Origin of the sequence: Pseudoalteromonas sp. SR43-7, assembly GCF_014163785.1 — a bacterium.
GTDB lineage: Bacteria > Pseudomonadota > Gammaproteobacteria > Enterobacterales > Alteromonadaceae > Pseudoalteromonas > Pseudoalteromonas distincta.
Genome location: NZ_JACJDY010000017.1, coordinates 1 through 16,432, shown reverse-complemented (window position 1 = coordinate 16,432; position 16,432 = coordinate 1). Strand labels below are relative to the sequence as shown.

The window sequence follows — 16,432 nt, the reverse complement described above, 5'->3', positions numbered from 1 at the left end:
TTATTCGCAGTATATTTTAGGGATATCGCGCCAACGCGTAGTGTACTGCGGCGACAAAAAATCACGGTTCATGTGCCACCGGTCATTTAATTTACTACTTGCAAGGCTTAGCATTCCTTTTCCGTATCGATTGTTAATTGTGTCTAAGCATTGCATAAGTTTAGGATTATCAGGGCTTTTATTAAATAAGTCATTTTGCTGAAACTGTTCTGATATTAGCTCTACCGCGCCCACACCACATTTATAAAACCGTATATCGGGTTGGTAAATCTTATTAAATACCTCAGATACAGCATTAGCCATCACGCAGGTGTCGTTAGTGGGTGAGGGGAACTTATACACAAACGATTTTTTATAATATTTATTTTCGTGCGCGCCACTGGCTGCAAAAATATAAAGCTGGTGAGTGAGCGAACGTTGCGCTCTTAATTTATTAGCCACTGTGGTTACATGGTTAATTAGCGCTGTTTTAAGTGCTGTTGGCTCACATATGCGCTCTCCAAAACTACGGGTCGAATAAATCTCCCGCTTATCTTGTCTTACATCATCCCAGTTTAAACATGTTATTCCGTTAAGCTCGCTTACTGTGCGTTCAACAACCACACTAAATGCACGGCGCATTGCTCTAGGGTTTTGCTGAGCAAGATCCCAGGCGGTGTGTATATTCATTATTTTAAGTTTTTTAGCTAGCCGCCGGCCTATTCCCCACACATCTTCGCAGCTCATTCTTTGTAAAATAGCTTGGCGAGTTTGTTCGCTATTTATTACTGCAACACCATTAAAACCACTGAGCTTTTTAGCGGCATGGTTAGCGGCTTTTGCTAAAGTAGGGGTCGGGCCAAAACCAACACCTACAGGAAGCTTTGTTTCGCGCCATACTGTGCGCCTTATTGTATGACCGTATTCATGCCAGTCTTTAATTAATGATGTGTAGCCATTAAAGTGCAAAAACGATTCATCAATACTGTATATGTGCTGTGTATCGCAAAAGCGAGCGATGATATTCATCATTTTGTCGCTTAAATCAGCATAAAGCTCGTAATTGCTAGAGCGAATAACAACGTTGTTTTGCTCAAGTAAATGCTTAACTTTAAAGTACGGGCCAAATTTAGGAATATTTAAGCGCCGAGCAATAGGGCAAATAGCGCATACACAGCCATCGTTATTGGTAAGTACAACCACGGGTTTGGATCGAATAGCAGGGTCGAATACTTTTTCGGCACTGGCATAAAACGACACAGCATCAACTAAGGCATACATTTTAGTAACTCTGGGCTTTGCCTGTGCATTCTTATTGATAGCGTTACTACGCCTTCGAGCTGAAATTCGTCTGCAGAGGTGAGTTGTACAGGCTTATGTAAAGAAGACGCTGAAAGCAGCCGCGCATTGGTTTTATCAAGCAGCTTGCATACAAAAAGACCATTTAAGTTAGCAACAATAACGTCACCATTTTCTGCAGGCTCTGCACGGTCGATAACTAATAAGTCCCCTTCAAAAATTCCGACTTCTTGCATAGAGTTACCCGATGCTAGGCCAATAAAGGTAGCATTTGGGTGCTTTATTAAAAGCTCGTCAAGGGTTACACCTAGCTCGGTGTACTGCGCTGCGGGTGATTCAAAACCACACACGCCTGCTTCTATATAAATGGGAATGACAAACATAACACAACCTAAAACGCATATACTGTATAAGTGTACAGTATATTCGTTTTGTGTAAGTTATGCCAAGAAATGTATAACCGATCAATCCATATTTTTGATCATTTGCTGTGCGATATCTAAAAAGTCTTTGATTTGCTGAGGGTTTAAGTTTTTACACATTTGATTATTTATTTTCTGCTCTGAGGCTAATAACTTATCAAAAAGAACTTTACCTTGCTCTGTGAGCGACAAAATAAAGCAGCGCTTATCGTGCTCACTTGCCTGTTTATTTATTAAATTTAAGCCAATAAGATCTTTAATTAAACGTGCTATTTGCGCTTTGTCGCGCTGCGTTTTAGTAACAATATCGTTAGCCGTACAGTTATTTACGTTCGCAATAATATGTATGCAGCGTACGTGCATAGCATTAATACCAAGTTCGCCTGCGTTAATTGCTTCACGAATTGTGACGCGGTAATTTTGCATCAATTCAAACAGCGTATTTGATAAAAGTGTATTCATAAAACTCTCAATGTAGTTGACAAAGTCAATCAATTTGTTATAGTTGATTTTATCAACCAATGGGGCGTTGTGCAATGTCTGCTTTTATAGCAGACAATTATTATACCAATCTGCTTATATATGGGGTCTATTTAAGGTTAAGAAAATTACGCTAGAACTAGGCTAAAATTTTTGTATCTAGTTGTTCTAAATAAAAAATTTTAACAACGTTATAGTGAAATTTAATTAATTAAATTGATCAAAGATTTATGCAAGTTGGTATTAAAGTCCAAGTTTTGTAAAACGAGGTAATGCATGGGTAAACAAATTCGCAAAGCTAACATATTAAGTACGCAGCAAATCACACCACATCTACAACGCATTGTTGTAGGCTCTGATGATTTTAACGACTTAACCTCACAGCACATTGGTAACTATGTAAAAGTACTGATCCCAAAAAATGGTGAAGTAGATTTTAACTTAAAAACAGCGTGTATGCGATCTTACACAATAAGGCATGTAGATGCACAAACAGGCGCGTTAACACTTGATTTTGTTATAAATATGCACCAAGGTCCGGCAACTGACTGGGCTAAAATTGCAAAAGTAGGTGATGAGGTAGGTATTGCAGGCCCAGGCCCTAAAAAGCTAGATAATTATGGGCATTCGCATTATGTGTTGCTAGGGGATTTAACTTCGGTAAATGCAATAAAGGGGTATATACAGCAATTACCTTTATTTTCAAAAATTGATGCCTTTGTACATGTACCCACCGAAAAAGACATTATTGATTTAGAAACAAGCCGCGATGTTAATTGGCTTGTTACCGACAATGCTGACGAAGCGCTACTTAGCGCGCTTCAAAATTTGCACATTACAGCAGAGCCTCCCATTGTATTTATGGCATTGGAAGCTGGGCTTGTTCGTAAAGCAAAAGCACTGCTAACAGAGCAATTTAATATACCACGCGGTAATATTGTTTCCTCAGGGTATTGGAAAAAAGGCGTGGATTCAGAAGGCTATAAAAAGCTGCGCCAACGTGATGCACAGCTTGCTTGAATACCTTAGAGCAAAATAACATATACCTATTTTGCTCTAATACCACTGCGTAACTTGAATTGATCTAATAGCAGACCCATTTAAGTGTTTTATGCTAATGATGTAATACATTGTTAGCATGCATTTTTAGGAGCTGCTATTTTGTTAAATTCCATTCCTTTTTCGTTATTAGAACTTGCCCCCATGATCAAAGGGGACAGCGTAACTAACACTCTTCATAAAAGTACTAAATACGCTCAACGTGCAGATGAGCTTGGCTTTAACCGTTTTTGGCTTGCTGAGCATCATAATATGCCAGGTATAATTTGTGCGGCCACTTCAATTTTGGTTGGTCACATTGCAGGTAATACCAAAAAGATACGCGTTGGGTCGGGCGGTATTATGCTGCCTAACCACTCCCCATTAGTTGTTGCTGAACAATTTGGTACATTAGAGAGCTTATATCCAGGGCGAATAGATTTAGGACTCGGGCGTGCCCCAGGTAGCGACCCTGTAACGAGTCTTGCACTAAATAACGATATGAGCCGTGCAGAAAACTTCCCAGGTGAAGTAACTGAGCTGCAAACATTGTTAGGTCCTTACAATGGTACGCATCCTATACGTGCTATACCGGGGGAGGACACAAACGTTCCGATTTGGTTATTAGGCTCGAGTTTATTTAGCGCGCAACTAGCGGCGCAAAAAGGGTTACCGTACGTATTTGCAGGGCATTTTGCACCGCGCTTTGTACACGATGCAATAGCGTTGTATAAGCGCGAATTTAAAGCATCAAGCGTACTTGATAAGCCATACGTAATGCTTGCACTGCCTTTAGTGGCAGCAGACACCGACGATGAAGCGCAATACTTGTCGACTACTTCTAAGCAACGTGTACTCGAACTTATACGCGGTAATGAGCTGTGGCTAAAACCACCTGTTGAAAGCATGGACGGGTTATGGAGCGAACAAGAGCGCGCTCATGTAGAGAACTTTTTAAGTCTAAGCGTAGTAGGCGGACATGTAAGTATTAAACACAAGTTAGAGATGATAGCTAAACAGCTAGAAGTTGATGAGTTTATATTTACGAATGATGTGTTTGATAGTGAAAAACGCCACCGTGCACTCGAAATTTTAATGGAAATAAAACACTAAAATATAGTTAGTTAAGCAAGCGTACACTCTGGGCTTGTTAATATACAGACATCATCAAAAGTTAAATTTTTTTAACTCATTTTATTAACTTTAAGTGATGTCTGTATTTGTTATTTAAATATTCGAAGTAAATTTGATTGCTATTTTTAGTACATATTTTGCTTTATATACCGTTCTGTTTTTTCAATTGAACTGATTTAAACAATCAATTTTAAGATATCACTTTTGTTTTTTATAATGTAGCTATTAAACCAGACATCATAAAATTAAAGGCAGGTACACCGTGAACTCTCTAAACACCGCAACAGCTAATTCAGTTAACAAAACAGCGCAGCCAAAAGTTGCTCTGATTGCTGAAGGTGGCGGGCAGCGAGGGATATTCACAGCTGGCGTACTTGATGCGTGGTTAGAGCAAAGCTATGACCCTTTTGATTTATTCATTGGTACTTCAGCGGGTTCACAAAACTTAACTAGCTACTTAGCGCGTCAAAAAGGCTACGCTAAACGCCTGATTAGAGGACTTTCGCGTAATAAGCGTTTTTTTCAGCTTGGTCGCGGATTAGTGGGTAAGCATATAGTTGATCTAGATTGGTACTTTGACAAAACCACTGAAGTAAACAGAGCTATAGATTTCAAAACAGCGAAAACTAGTTTAGGTGAGCGTGAACTACTTATAACAGCCACAAATGCACGAGACAGAAAAGCTTATTACTTATCGCCTACAGGTGATAGCGGTCAATGGCGTGATTTGTTAAAGGCTTCTAGCGCACTCCCGTTTTTATACAAACAAGGTGTAAAGTTAACACCTTGGTTAAACGCAAAAGCAGCGAATGAAACACATCTTGTTGAAGAACAAGCACAGAACGATTTTTATCTAGACGGTGGTTTAGCCGCTCCATTACCAGTGCGTGAAGCTTACAACCGAGGCGCTCGTAAAATTGTTGTAATAAGAACGGTTGACGCTAATTTTCAAGCGCAATCTGCATGGGTACAAAAGCTAAGAGCATTTGCTATAGCATCAGGCTATTGTCCAAAAACATTGGACTACTTAATACAGCACGAAAAAGCGTATTTAGATGAGCTTGAGTTTATTGCAAATCCACCAAGTGATGTGGAAATAATACAAATTTTTGCAGACGAAAAACTGCATAGCAAATTATTAGGTAGTTCAAATAACGATTTACGTTTTGATCATAAATTAGGCTTGGCTGCAGGTCGGTCTTATTTAGCGAAGCAAAGCCAATTTGAGATCAGCAATACGCATAACTACTCACAAAGCGAGTATCGTTACAATTAAGCCAATCGGATACCCAAATCATGAATAATACTGGAACTTGAAGTTGCAGTATTATTCATTCCAAAATTTTTAAATTGAAATATTAAAAATAACTTAAGTTGATGAAAGTAATATGCTTGTTTCACTATTTAAAATACCGTCAATTTCACGTACTTGCCTTAGCACTCCATCAAACTCACTTAAATTTGCAGCTTGTAGTTCTGCAACTAAATCCCATGCACCATTAGTGGTATGTAATTTTATAAGCTCGGGTATTCCGCGCATTGTTTTAATTACTTGTGAGGTAGATTTACCAACGACTTCTATCATCATAATTGCGCGCACGGCTTCTGTTTCTATGTGTTCGTGAACGCGTACAGTAAACCCTAATATAGCGCCTGAGTTAACTAATCTATCTAATCTATTTTGCACTGTCCCGCGTGATACATTTAAAGATCCGGCTAAAGCTGAAATAGAAGCGCGGCCGTCTTTTCGTAATTCTGCTATTAAAGCATTATCAAGAGAGTCATAAATATAGGGAGTCATAAATCAAACCTTTAAAAGAAGTTACTGACCAAAATACATAAATTGCACATAACTGCATAGCAAAATGATAAAAATTAGTACTATTTGTGTAATTAATTACCGTATTAAATAGCACGAAGCCTCGCTAAACTTGTTTTAAATTAACTAATACATTTATTCAAGAGGTTTTAACATGAGTCATTTTATAGCACAGCCAAAACAAGGCGTTCCATTTATTAGCGTTCAGGCAATGGCTAAGCATATAAATAGCTTAGGGGTCGAAAACGTTTTGCTAGATCTAACACATAAATTAGAAACCGACTTTGCCCGTTGGACGGAGTTTGATAAGTCACCTCGCTATGCAGCACACTCACCAGAGGGTGTAATAGAGCTAATGCCAGTGAGTGATGGCCAAATGTTCAGCTGTAAATATGTAAATGGTCACCCAAAAAACACCTTTAGAGAACTTCAAACAGTCGCTGCATTTGGTATTTTAGCCGATGTAGATAGTGGCTATCCGGTTATGATAAGCGAAATGTGTTTACTAACAGCACTACGTACAGCCGCAACTTCTGCAATGGTAGCTAAATATTTAGCACCTAAAAACTCAACAACCCTTACTTTAATAGGCAATGGCGCTCAATCAGAGTTTCAGGCACTCGCTTTTAAAGCGGTACTAGGTATTACGCATATTCGTTTATACGATATAGATAAAAGCGCCTCTAAAAAAGCATTTGCTAATTTAAGTGCATGCGGATTAAACGTGGCTATTTGTAATAGTGTACAAGAGGCAGTAAAAGGGGCTGATATTATCACTACCTGTACTGCTGATAAAACTAACGCCACTATTTTAACAAACGACATGATCCCACAAGGTGTGCACATTAATGCCATAGGTGGTGATTGCCCAGGTAAAACAGAGTTAGATGCTAGATTGCTTGAGCGTGCTAATGTATTTGTTGAGTACGAGCCGCAAACTCGAATAGAGGGCGAAATTCAACAAATGAGTCCAGGCTTTACAGTAACTGAGTTTCATAAAGTTATTAATAAGCAGTCGCTTGGTCGTACTAGCCAAGATGAATTAACCATTTTTGACGGCGTTGGCTTTGCGAGCGAAGACTTTACAGCACTGGTATTTATACGCGATGAGTTAATTAAAACGGGCGAGTTTGCTTTGCTTGATTTAATTACACAACAAGCGGACCCTCGTAATTTATTTTCAGTGCTTAGTGATCAACCATTAGTAAAAGAGCACGTGGCATGAGCGAAGTAAACCAAGCCCCCAGAGCTGTAGTGATGCTAAGACCGCATCACTTTACATCTAACCCACACACAATGCTCGATAACGCATTTCAAAGTGAATGCTTAGCACAAAACCAAAGTGAACAAGCATTTAAAGAAGTGACTAATGCCGTACAAATATTAAAAAATGAAGGGGTAACAGTTCACCTTTTTGAAGATGAGCAAACACACACTCCCGATTCAGTTTTTCCTAACAATTGGTTTTCAACTCATCAAAGTGGCCAATTAATAATCTATCCAATGTTTGTAGAAAACAGAAGGTTAGAATATCGAAAAGATATTATTGATTTTTTAACGGATCACTATAAAGTGTCTTCAGTGACTGATTATTCATTTTTATCGAAAGAAAATTCATTTCTTGAAGGCACTGGTTCACTGGTTATCGATCATCAAAATAAACTCGCTTACGCGGTAGAATCAAAAAGAACTACAAAGTCGGTGGTTAATACAATATGTGAGCAATTAAAACTATCACCCATAGTGTTTAACGCATATGACGAACAGGGAACTGCGGTTTATCACACTAATGTTTTAATGTGTATCGCTACAAAATTTGTAATGATCAGTTTAAATATGGTGCCAATTAATCAACGTGCGCAGTTAGCTAAACATTTTTTGAAAAGCCATCATCAAGTTATCGATTTAACGCTTGAGCAAATTAATAACTTTTGTGGCAATGCTATTGAGCTACAGGGTAAAAATGGTCGTATTTTAGCGTTATCGCAAACTGCGTTTAATGCAATTACACCGGCACAAATAACAGTTATACAAAAAACGGCTAAGCTTGTGCCATTACCAATACCAACTATTGAGTCGGCTGGTGGCTCAGTTAGGTGCATGATTGCAGGAGTTCATTTGCAAAATAAATAATGTATATTTTTAAGGCAGCTTAGCTGCCTTATTTGCATTAAATTTTTAGTCGATGTCGCAAGCAAATGCCGTTATACCCAAAAAGGGTATTAATATAAAAAATATAAGAAGGAATTAGCAATGTTCGATACCGTCGTCAAAAGCGTAAACAACCTTTTATGGGGAGAAGGGCAAGTACTTATTTATATACTCTTGTTTACAGGTATATGGTTTTCAGTACGACTAAAAGCAATTCAAATACTTAAATTTAAACATATGTTTAGCCTTTTAAAAGGCAGTAGCAAATGTAAAAAAGACGACATTTCCTCATTCCAAGCGTTGTGTACAGGGCTTTGTGCACGAGTAGGTACCGGTAATTTAGCCGGTGTGGCGGTTGCAATTTCACTTGGCGGCAGCGGCGCTATATTTTGGATGTGGGTTATAGCCATATTGGGTATGGCTACAGGCTTTGCCGAAAGTGTACTTGGGCAAGTATATAAAGTGCGTGATAGTGGCGGCGAGTTTAGAGGCGGCCCTGCGTATTATATTCAACAAGGTTTGGGTAGCCGGGCGTTTGCCATTGTGTTTGCCGCGTGTTTGTTTTTAGGTTACGGATTTACGTTTAGCGCAATGCAAACTAACACAATTACCGACGCACTTAACTACGCGTTTGAAGTTCCTACATTTTATTCAGGCCTGGTTATTACCGTATTAGCAGGCTCAATTATACTCGGTGGCTTTAAAGCAATTGCCCGATTTGCAGAGCGTGTTGTGCCAATAATGGGCATTGTGTTTGTACTTGCGGCGGTAATTATTACGATTATAAATTTCACGCAAGTACCCGCCATGCTTAAAGATATATTTTTATCAGCGTTTGGTTTACAAGAAGCAGGCGCCGGTGCAATGGGCGCTGCCATTAAAAACGGTATTCAACGTGGTTTATATTCTAATGAGGCCGGTGCAGGTAGTGTGCCGCATGCTTCAGCAAGTGCCAGCCCAATTCCTAATCACCCTGTAACGCAAGGTTACATACAAATGCTAGGCGTATTTTTCGATACAATCGTACTGTGTAGCTGTACCGCGGTGATCATTTTATTAGCCGATATAGACATAAGCGGTGAAATGGAAGGCATTCGTTTAACACAAAGCGCGATGACTGCTCACTTAGCACAAGGTGGTGTTTACTTTGTAGCAGCCGCTATAACCTTATTTGCTTTTACATCGGTGGTGGCAAACTACGCCTATGCAGAGAGTAACTTGCACCTCTTTAAGCTCGACAACAAAGTAGGGCGCGGCATTTACACTTTGCTTTATTTATCAATGATGTTGTGGGGCGCGTCGGCCACATTAAAAGAAGTCTGGGATTTAGCCGATATTGCCTTAGGGTTAATGACAGTGGTTAACGTTATCGCTATTATACTGTTAACGCCGACTATTTTGTCTGTCACGAGCGATTACCACGCACAAAGAGACAAAGGTTTAGAGCCCGAATTTAAAGTAAAAGATGTAAAAGTACAGGGCAAATGCGAAGACGGCATTTGGGACTAACTCACGTATTTTAAGCACACTTAACTACAAAAAGCGGTTTTATGGCAACATAAAATCGCTTTTTGTTTTGCATAAGTATTCACTTTCAGTGTTGTAAAATAACTAAAGCAATCAAAATAAAAGGCACAATTTTTTAGATGATCGAGATTCACGCAGGGAAAACAGCGGCTAAAATTATTAACGAACAGGGCTTTAAACCTGAACTTTTCACCTCTTTTTTAGGTGCAAGTGGCGGCCCTAAATGGTTTACTTTATTTGGGTTGGATAAGTATATTTTTGGTGAATTTTTTAAAAATCGTACCCAACCACTTAATTTAATTGGATCATCTGCTGGCGCTTTTCGCTCTGCGTGTTTTGCACAAAACGATCCTGTTGCTGCGATTGAGCGCTTAGCAAAATCGTATTCGCAAACTAGGTATTCAAGTAATAAACCAACACCTAGTGAAATAACAATAAAAGCGCGCGCATTACTTGAAGATGTTTTTGGCGATAACGGCGTAACCGAAATTATAAATAACCCAACATTTAAAGCGCACTTTATAGTAGCAAAATCGAATGGCTTTATCGCCAGCGAAAATAAATTAATACAGTTAATGGGTTTATCAAAAAGTTATATGTTAAACCGCGTTAACCGAAAATTATTAGGCTCGCAATATGAGCGTTTTATATTTGGCCCAGCAACAAGTGACTTATCAATTACCGACAGCTACAATTTTAAAACGCAAAACATAGCGCTTACTCAAAATAATTTAAAAGATGCATTACTTGCATCGGGTTCAATACCACTTGTTATGCAAGGCATAAAAAATATTGCAGGCTCGCCGCAAGGAATATATCGCGACGGCGGAATAATTGACTACCACTTTGATTTAAAAATTAATAATCCAGGACTTATTTTATATCCGCATTTTAATAGCGAGCCAAAAGCAGGGTGGTTCGATAAAAATTTAAAACGTAAAGTGTCACCACTTAATTACGACAACGTGGTAATGATTACTCCATCAAAAGAATTTGTAGCAAGCTTACCGTACGGAAAAATCCCAGACAGAAACGACTTTACCGATCTTGATGCAGATACGCGTATTAAATATTGGAACACCGTGCTTAGTGAAACTGAAAAGTTAGCCGAGGCGTTTGATAAAAAATTAACTGTAAGAGAAAATGTTCTAGATATAGACTATTGCGATAATAGGAAATAATAAATTGAAGAGTTATCCTGTAATGATCGAAAAAAATAAAATAACAATCACAGCCATTTTATATTTTTATGTAATATTCTGTTCAATCTCATATCAATGGGGATTTTGGCTCAAATTTGATATAAATATTTTATCCTATATAACACTGACTGAAATAGCAAAAAATACCGTATACCCAGCGCTACCTGCAGTATTTATATTTCTTTTGTTTTTAGGCACAGCGGCAGGTAGTAATTCAATTACGGAAAATACAAGATTAGAAAAAGGCCCTAATAAAATACAAAGAGTAATAAACTCTATTGTAGCTATAATTTTTATTATAAATACATCATTAATAATATTCATCATGATTAAACAAGGTACTACAGCAAGCGGCTATGAAAAGTTGAAAGGAATATATCCGTTTATATCATGTCTAGTTTATATTGTTGTAATGTTGAATCTTAGAAAGACGAATATAAAAACCTTACCTCACATAGGGTTGTTTACAGCGGTATTTCTACCAACAGTTTTTTTCTTTGGAGGTACTTTAAAGTCGGATGAAATATTGAATGATAGAGCATCTGGGAAGTATGTCGTTTTTGAAAAGGGTATTTGTACCTCAACTAAAAATGAAAAGTATAAGTACATCGAAGTAATTGATAACAAAGTATTCAGTATCTCACTAAAAGATAAGAGCCTCTGCATTAGAAAAGCTGAAAATTTTAAACTAGTCGATTTTAAGATAGATAGCAGTACTATTTATCTATGAACTAATTTTAATAATGAAGTTAATGAATTTGTTTTAGCCAGAGAAAGGCTAGTATATAACAACCCATAAATTACGGTATGTAGTAAATAAGAAAAGGGCGAAAAGCCCTTTTATTTTAATAAGTTAACTAGATTCTTACGTTTGACAGTTTGGTTACTACATTTGATAAATGATAATGTCTTTGTTGTGAAAGCTAGGGTAATAAATTAATACTATAATATTCTTTTAATGAAACATATGAGCTATGCAATTCATAAAATTCGGTATGGAAATTAGAAAAATTTTCATTGGTAATAATAGATGTATTTGGTTCAAAAATTTGAAGTTTATCGAATAAAGCGTTAGTGGTGAAATCAGATAATAACTTAATATAGACACTATCCAAAAAAGGCATTAAAACATATATATCATGAGCATCTTTTTGTTGCTTAGATAAAAACAAATAAACAAATTGTTGCCAATTCATTCTGCTTGATATGTTTAAATCGAGGCAAATATCCGTCAGCTCCTTTAGAACTAAAGCAGAACAAATTTTTTTCATATCATCTACTGTAATGTCTATATTATTAGACTTTATATTTGCATTGTCTTTTATTGAATCAATGAAGAACTCATAAGAATTTAGAAGGTTAATCGTCAATTTAGCTAGAAATATATTAATGTTTTCAGAATCTTTTTTAATTTTACTATGGACAACAATTACATAAAATATATAACTAGAAATAACAGCTAAAGATAAATTAAATAATAATTTTTCAAATTCATCACCCCAAATGAATAGATTAGGGATGTTTTTTGAAAATAGTAAAATAATTATATCAATTAATATTGACAAAATTAAAGATAAATTGAGCGGTACATTATCAGAGGGGAGCTTACTATATTTCATTATTAAATCCCTGTTATATTGAAAGTTAGAAAACAATAGCCAGTAATTTTTTTTGTAAACGAGACTACGAGTTTATAAGTGTGTAAAAAGGGCAAAAGCCCCTTTATATGTTCCTATCAAGTTAATAATTGTTAATTAACAAATATCTTTAATAGAGAAATTTTCTGCGTTACCACAATCCTCATCATTACAGGTTATATAATAAAAGCCACCTGCTGATGGTTCTAAATTTTTATTCAAATAGGCTGTAAATAAATGAGGTGGTGTATGCGATGAACACACAACTTTGATTGATTCTAATTGTTTACCTTCGATTTGAGGAGCTTGATTAAAGTCTTCAATTATACCAGAAGAAATAAATTTAAATTTTGGATCTGATATAGAAAACTTACCTATTACGATTGGTTCTTTCATTTTTGTTCCTTAAAAATTTAGTTTAAGTTACAGAACACAGTGTATTAGAAGATGAAGAATAGACAGTTAACTACCTGTTCTATGTGCTATCTCTCCAATAATTGCTAACAACTGGTCCTGCAAATTTGATAAGTATACATCTTGAGTTTTATGATTTTCTTTAAGTATTTTGTACATAGATTCTGATTTTCTAGCAGACCATTTATAGCGTTGGACTAACTGAACATCAGAGGGATTAACCTTCCCCCAAGGTGTACTCATTGTATGATCATCTACGGAAATTTTACAGTCTGCCCATGCACCTGTTGCAGGTAAATAACCCCGATAAATAATAGCTGTTAATTTTTCTACAGGTAAACTTGCTTTACCCGCTTTTATGTAGCGCCTTACTTGCCTCTCACTAACACCAAGTTCTTTAGCACCTTTTGCGTAATCATAGCCAAACAAAGAAAGAAACTGCTTATGAAATTCTGATTTAAACATTGTGATTTTTACTCCTTTTAAAAAAATCTCAATGCAAAATCGGCATAGGTGTTAATTTTCGCTCCCCCCCTATTAGTATATGGGGGGAGGGGTGTTTTTCTTGGCATTATCATTACTCGAAATTCCGTATTGGTTTATCAATGGCGCAAGCGCGGGTTTTGAGAGACTAAATAGCTGGTTTGCGCTTCGCTTGGATTCGGCCAGCGAGCATTTTGGGAATAATAGCATTAGTTTGTGGCCTTCCATGAAACAAGTTTCATAAGTTCCTAAGGTAAGCTATCCAGTGGTACGTAATAATTGCAATAAATTATTACGTAACCACAAAGATTATAAGGTTATTAATAAAATAAGCCGCTACGCTCAGGCTTCGCTTGGCGGCTTATTTTTATTATAACGATGTGAATAAAGTATCAACCTCTAAAGAATTTTTATTAGATTCAGATTTTGGTTGTTCATAAGGGTTAGGGCTACATAGTGCCCTATAAGATATTTCTTTATTTTTTATAAGAACATTACAAGAACTAAAATATTGAATAGTAAAACCCATACCCGCAAGCTCGTAAGAATCAATACTAAAAACCCCAAACTTTTCAGTAATAAATTCAAAAACATATTCCCTATGAGTTCTATCAGTTCGTTTTACTATCTGTATACCAGTGACGAAAATATCAGTTGCACCATAAGGTAACTCTACAAAATCAGGGTTAACATTAGAAATCTGAATAGAAGCATTAGGGCCAGTAACACTAGAACCCTTTTTAACACCTTCCACAATTTCTGCATTGGGCTTTTCATCATTATTAGTAACGGTTTCACTATCGGTAAAATACCATAACCAATAAGATATGCACAAAATGATAGCAAGAAGCGGAAAGGCAAAAATAGGAGTGTAAATGAAATTCTTACCTTGTCCTTTTGTAATACCTCCGGTCGCTGTTGATTTGTAACACTTGTGTACTTCAACTGGGATTTTTTTCCAAGTGATTGTATTTGCTTTGGTCGGGGTTTTTCCGTCAAGCTTTGGGTTGTGGTCGAAGATTCTCGGCCTTCTGTAGTAATAAGGGATTCCTGCGAGCCCATCAAAATATTTGTGTGAATATGCGTATTGGCTGACGTTTCTAATGTATTTGTGAACACTGGTAATGTCGGGAGTACAGACGATAATATCCCAGTTGTATTTTCTGTGTCGCATGTAGCACTCTTTGAGTGTCTTGGGGTATATAATGTAGCCATGTTCGTTGAATAACTCCCTTCCTAAATCGTCAGTATCGCCACTAGTTAAATTTTCAGGTTTAAACTTTTCTAATTGTTCATAATGATATTTATACCAATGCTCGGGTATCAAATCTTTGTAATTATCAACATGTTTATAATTACAAGATTCAGGTTTAAAAGTGGATTCAGTTGGGTAAACGTCTTGAACCTCATCAATTAAAACTAAAGCGCCTGTTGGCATCCAGTGATACCAATTACGCCAAAGTGATTGGCCTTCCTCGTTCTGAGAAGATAAACGCCAAAGCTGAGCGCTCTCAGGGAAAGTTTCTTGTAACTCAGTTTCAATTTCATCTAAAGGTAAAATACCCTCAATATTAGTAACAACTAAACGGCCTTTCCTTAGAGCTGGTAAAACCTCAAACCAAGTTGCACTAGCAGATTTAAAAGAACCTGGGGCACCATGAAAAATTGAACTAGACATTAAAAGAACCTCATTACATAACGAGCTATAAATGCTTGAACGATAATATTTAAACCATCAAATAAACGTAAATCTACTAAGGCGGCTTTTACGTCTTGTGGTAAACCACTTGCAGCACTTGCGATTTTTGAACCTACTTGAAAACTTTCAATAATATTTTTTGATATAGACCAAGCTAATTTCAGTGATTCAATTTGTGCTGTGATTTTAAACAAAACAATTTTCTCAAATACATAAGATAAAGCTCTTTCAAAAAAATTAGGAACGTCATTATCAAAGAAATCCCAAAAGTCAGATATGAAATTTCCCGCAGTTGTTGCAGCACCTTGGGCACCAGTAAGAGTGGAAGCTGTTGCAGTGGCCATTAAGAAAAACGGTGAAAAAAGCAAAATTAAAAATATAGTTTTTTTTATCATTCCTTGTTACCGCCTAATATTATAAAAAGAGCTGAAATCGATGCTATTAAAATAATAGCTGGGGCTATCATCTGATAAAAATTAGAAAACCTACCAATACCCAAATCAACCTCAACACCTTTAATTATTTCTTTGTGGTCAGTATAAGAACCTGAGATATTCGGATCTAAATCTAAAATTGATTCAGATTCTGATTTTATTGTTTCTATATAATCAGTTAATTCAGTTTTTTTAGTTTCTATTTCAGCAGTTACTTGAGCAAGTTCGTCAGCAGAAAAAATATCATTAAGCCCGCCTTTCTTACGTGAAGAAGTAATTGATATAGATTCTGTTTTTGTATTTTCTTTAATACCTTCTAAAAGGGTTGTTTGTTTAGTGCTTTCTGTATTGCCTTTTTTTATCTCCGTTGTAGCAGTACCGACAGCCGTAGTAACTTTTGTTGTTTCCTTTATTTGGTCGCGTATTACATCAGTTGCTTCTTTAGTACCTTTGTAAGTATTTAAAGTATTAGATTTTATGGTAGATAATAATTCATTTGAATTTTGGGTTTCCTTAGCCATTCTATCTAAGCGTTCTGTATGTGACTCAATACCAATATTCATATTATCGTTAATGACTTTTAAATTATCATTAATCTGGTTAATGCCATCTAAAGAATTATCTTTATCAGTATCATCTGCATCATCTGGTGGTTTAGGTGCATCTGGGTCAGGTGTTGGTTTTGGGTCATCAGGTGAATCGGGTTTATCTGGG

17 protein-coding genes and 1 pseudogene are annotated in these 16,432 nt (G+C 36.6%); 8 read left to right on the top strand and 10 right to left on the bottom strand.

From position 1 onward, the window contains the following. The 3 genes from H5087_RS13480 to H5087_RS13470 all read right to left on the bottom strand — a co-directional run bounded on the left by H5087_RS13480 (window position 1) and on the right by H5087_RS13470 (window position 2,162). On the bottom strand, window positions 1-1,260 hold the full coding sequence (locus tag H5087_RS13480; protein WP_182672351.1) for a Y-family DNA polymerase: 1,260 nt from the start codon (window positions 1,258-1,260) through the stop codon (window positions 1-3). Next, a complete protein-coding gene (locus H5087_RS13475) occupies window positions 1,248-1,661 on the bottom strand; it encodes a S24 family peptidase (protein WP_004334808.1) in 414 nt (137 codons plus the stop codon). The genes H5087_RS13480 and H5087_RS13475 overlap by 13 nt, the downstream gene beginning before the upstream one ends. An 81-nt stretch (window positions 1,662-1,742) precedes the next feature. After that, complete coding sequence (locus H5087_RS13470; RefSeq protein ID WP_182672350.1) at window positions 1,743-2,162, bottom strand: MarR family winged helix-turn-helix transcriptional regulator; 420 nt, start codon at window positions 2,160-2,162, stop codon at window positions 1,743-1,745. A 294-nt stretch (window positions 2,163-2,456) separates the two neighbouring features. Between H5087_RS13470 and H5087_RS13465 the strand changes: the two genes are divergently transcribed. The 3 genes from H5087_RS13465 to H5087_RS13455 all read left to right on the top strand — a co-directional run bounded on the left by H5087_RS13465 (window position 2,457) and on the right by H5087_RS13455 (window position 5,628). After that, window positions 2,457-3,200, top strand: a complete 744-nt coding sequence (locus tag H5087_RS13465; protein WP_182672349.1) for a siderophore-interacting protein — start codon at window positions 2,457-2,459, stop codon at window positions 3,198-3,200. Between the two features lie 141 nt (window positions 3,201-3,341). After that, entirely contained in the window at window positions 3,342-4,331 is a 990-nt protein-coding gene (locus tag H5087_RS13460; protein ID WP_182672348.1) for an LLM class flavin-dependent oxidoreductase, read from the top strand. A 283-nt stretch (window positions 4,332-4,614) separates the two neighbouring features. After that, on the top strand, window positions 4,615-5,628 hold the full coding sequence (locus H5087_RS13455; protein ID WP_182672347.1) for a patatin family protein: 1,014 nt from the start codon (window positions 4,615-4,617) through the stop codon (window positions 5,626-5,628). 93 nt (window positions 5,629-5,721) lie between these two features. Here the strand turns inward: H5087_RS13455 and H5087_RS13450 are convergent, their stop codons facing one another. Further along, a complete protein-coding gene (locus tag H5087_RS13450; protein ID WP_149606764.1) occupies window positions 5,722-6,153 on the bottom strand; it encodes an Lrp/AsnC family transcriptional regulator in 432 nt (143 codons plus the stop codon). Between the two features lie 172 nt (window positions 6,154-6,325). On the opposite strand from H5087_RS13450, the gene H5087_RS13445 reads away from it, so the two are divergent. From H5087_RS13445 to H5087_RS13425, 5 genes are all read left to right on the top strand, one after another. After that, window positions 6,326-7,396, top strand: coding sequence for an ornithine cyclodeaminase (locus H5087_RS13445; RefSeq protein ID WP_182672346.1), 1,071 nt, complete (start codon window positions 6,326-6,328; stop codon window positions 7,394-7,396). Next, window positions 7,393-8,304, top strand: coding sequence for a citrulline utilization hydrolase CtlX (gene ctlX, locus H5087_RS13440; protein WP_182672345.1), 912 nt, complete (start codon window positions 7,393-7,395; stop codon window positions 8,302-8,304). Before H5087_RS13445 ends, ctlX begins: the two co-directional genes overlap by 4 nt. A gap of 120 nt (window positions 8,305-8,424) precedes the next feature. After that, window positions 8,425-9,831, top strand: a complete 1,407-nt coding sequence (locus tag H5087_RS13435; RefSeq protein ID WP_076924661.1) for a sodium:alanine symporter family protein — start codon at window positions 8,425-8,427, stop codon at window positions 9,829-9,831. Window positions 9,832-9,968: 137 nt separating this feature from the next. After that, a complete protein-coding gene (locus H5087_RS13430) occupies window positions 9,969-11,030 on the top strand; it encodes a patatin-like phospholipase family protein (protein ID WP_182672344.1) in 1,062 nt (353 codons plus the stop codon). Between the two features lie 22 nt (window positions 11,031-11,052). Beyond that, a complete protein-coding gene (locus H5087_RS13425) occupies window positions 11,053-11,781 on the top strand; it encodes a hypothetical protein (RefSeq protein WP_165725543.1) in 729 nt (242 codons plus the stop codon). A 193-nt stretch (window positions 11,782-11,974) separates the two neighbouring features. Here H5087_RS13425 and H5087_RS13420 read toward each other — a convergent pair whose 3' ends face one another. From H5087_RS13420 to H5087_RS13395, 6 genes and pseudogenes are all read right to left on the bottom strand, one after another. After that, a complete protein-coding gene (locus H5087_RS13420) occupies window positions 11,975-12,670 on the bottom strand; it encodes a hypothetical protein (protein WP_182672343.1) in 696 nt (231 codons plus the stop codon). Window positions 12,671-12,805: 135 nt separating this feature from the next. After that, complete coding sequence (locus H5087_RS13415) at window positions 12,806-13,084, bottom strand: hypothetical protein (protein ID WP_182672342.1); 279 nt, start codon at window positions 13,082-13,084, stop codon at window positions 12,806-12,808. A 66-nt stretch (window positions 13,085-13,150) separates the two neighbouring features. After that, window positions 13,151-13,567, bottom strand: a complete 417-nt coding sequence (locus H5087_RS13410) for a hypothetical protein (RefSeq protein ID WP_182672341.1) — start codon at window positions 13,565-13,567, stop codon at window positions 13,151-13,153. A gap of 388 nt (window positions 13,568-13,955) precedes the next feature. Next, the gene (locus H5087_RS13405) at window positions 13,956-15,263 is read right to left on the bottom strand and encodes a zonular occludens toxin family protein (protein WP_182672340.1); all 1,308 of its coding nucleotides are present in this window, start codon (window positions 15,261-15,263) and stop codon (window positions 13,956-13,958) included. Beyond that, entirely contained in the window at window positions 15,263-15,679 is a 417-nt protein-coding gene (locus H5087_RS13400; protein ID WP_182672339.1) for a DUF2523 family protein, read from the bottom strand. Before H5087_RS13400 ends, H5087_RS13405 begins: the two co-directional genes overlap by 1 nt. Then, window positions 15,676-16,432 (bottom strand): annotated as a pseudogene (locus H5087_RS13395) (hypothetical protein); the annotation flags it as partial. The gene H5087_RS13400 and the pseudogene H5087_RS13395, both read right to left, overlap by 4 nt.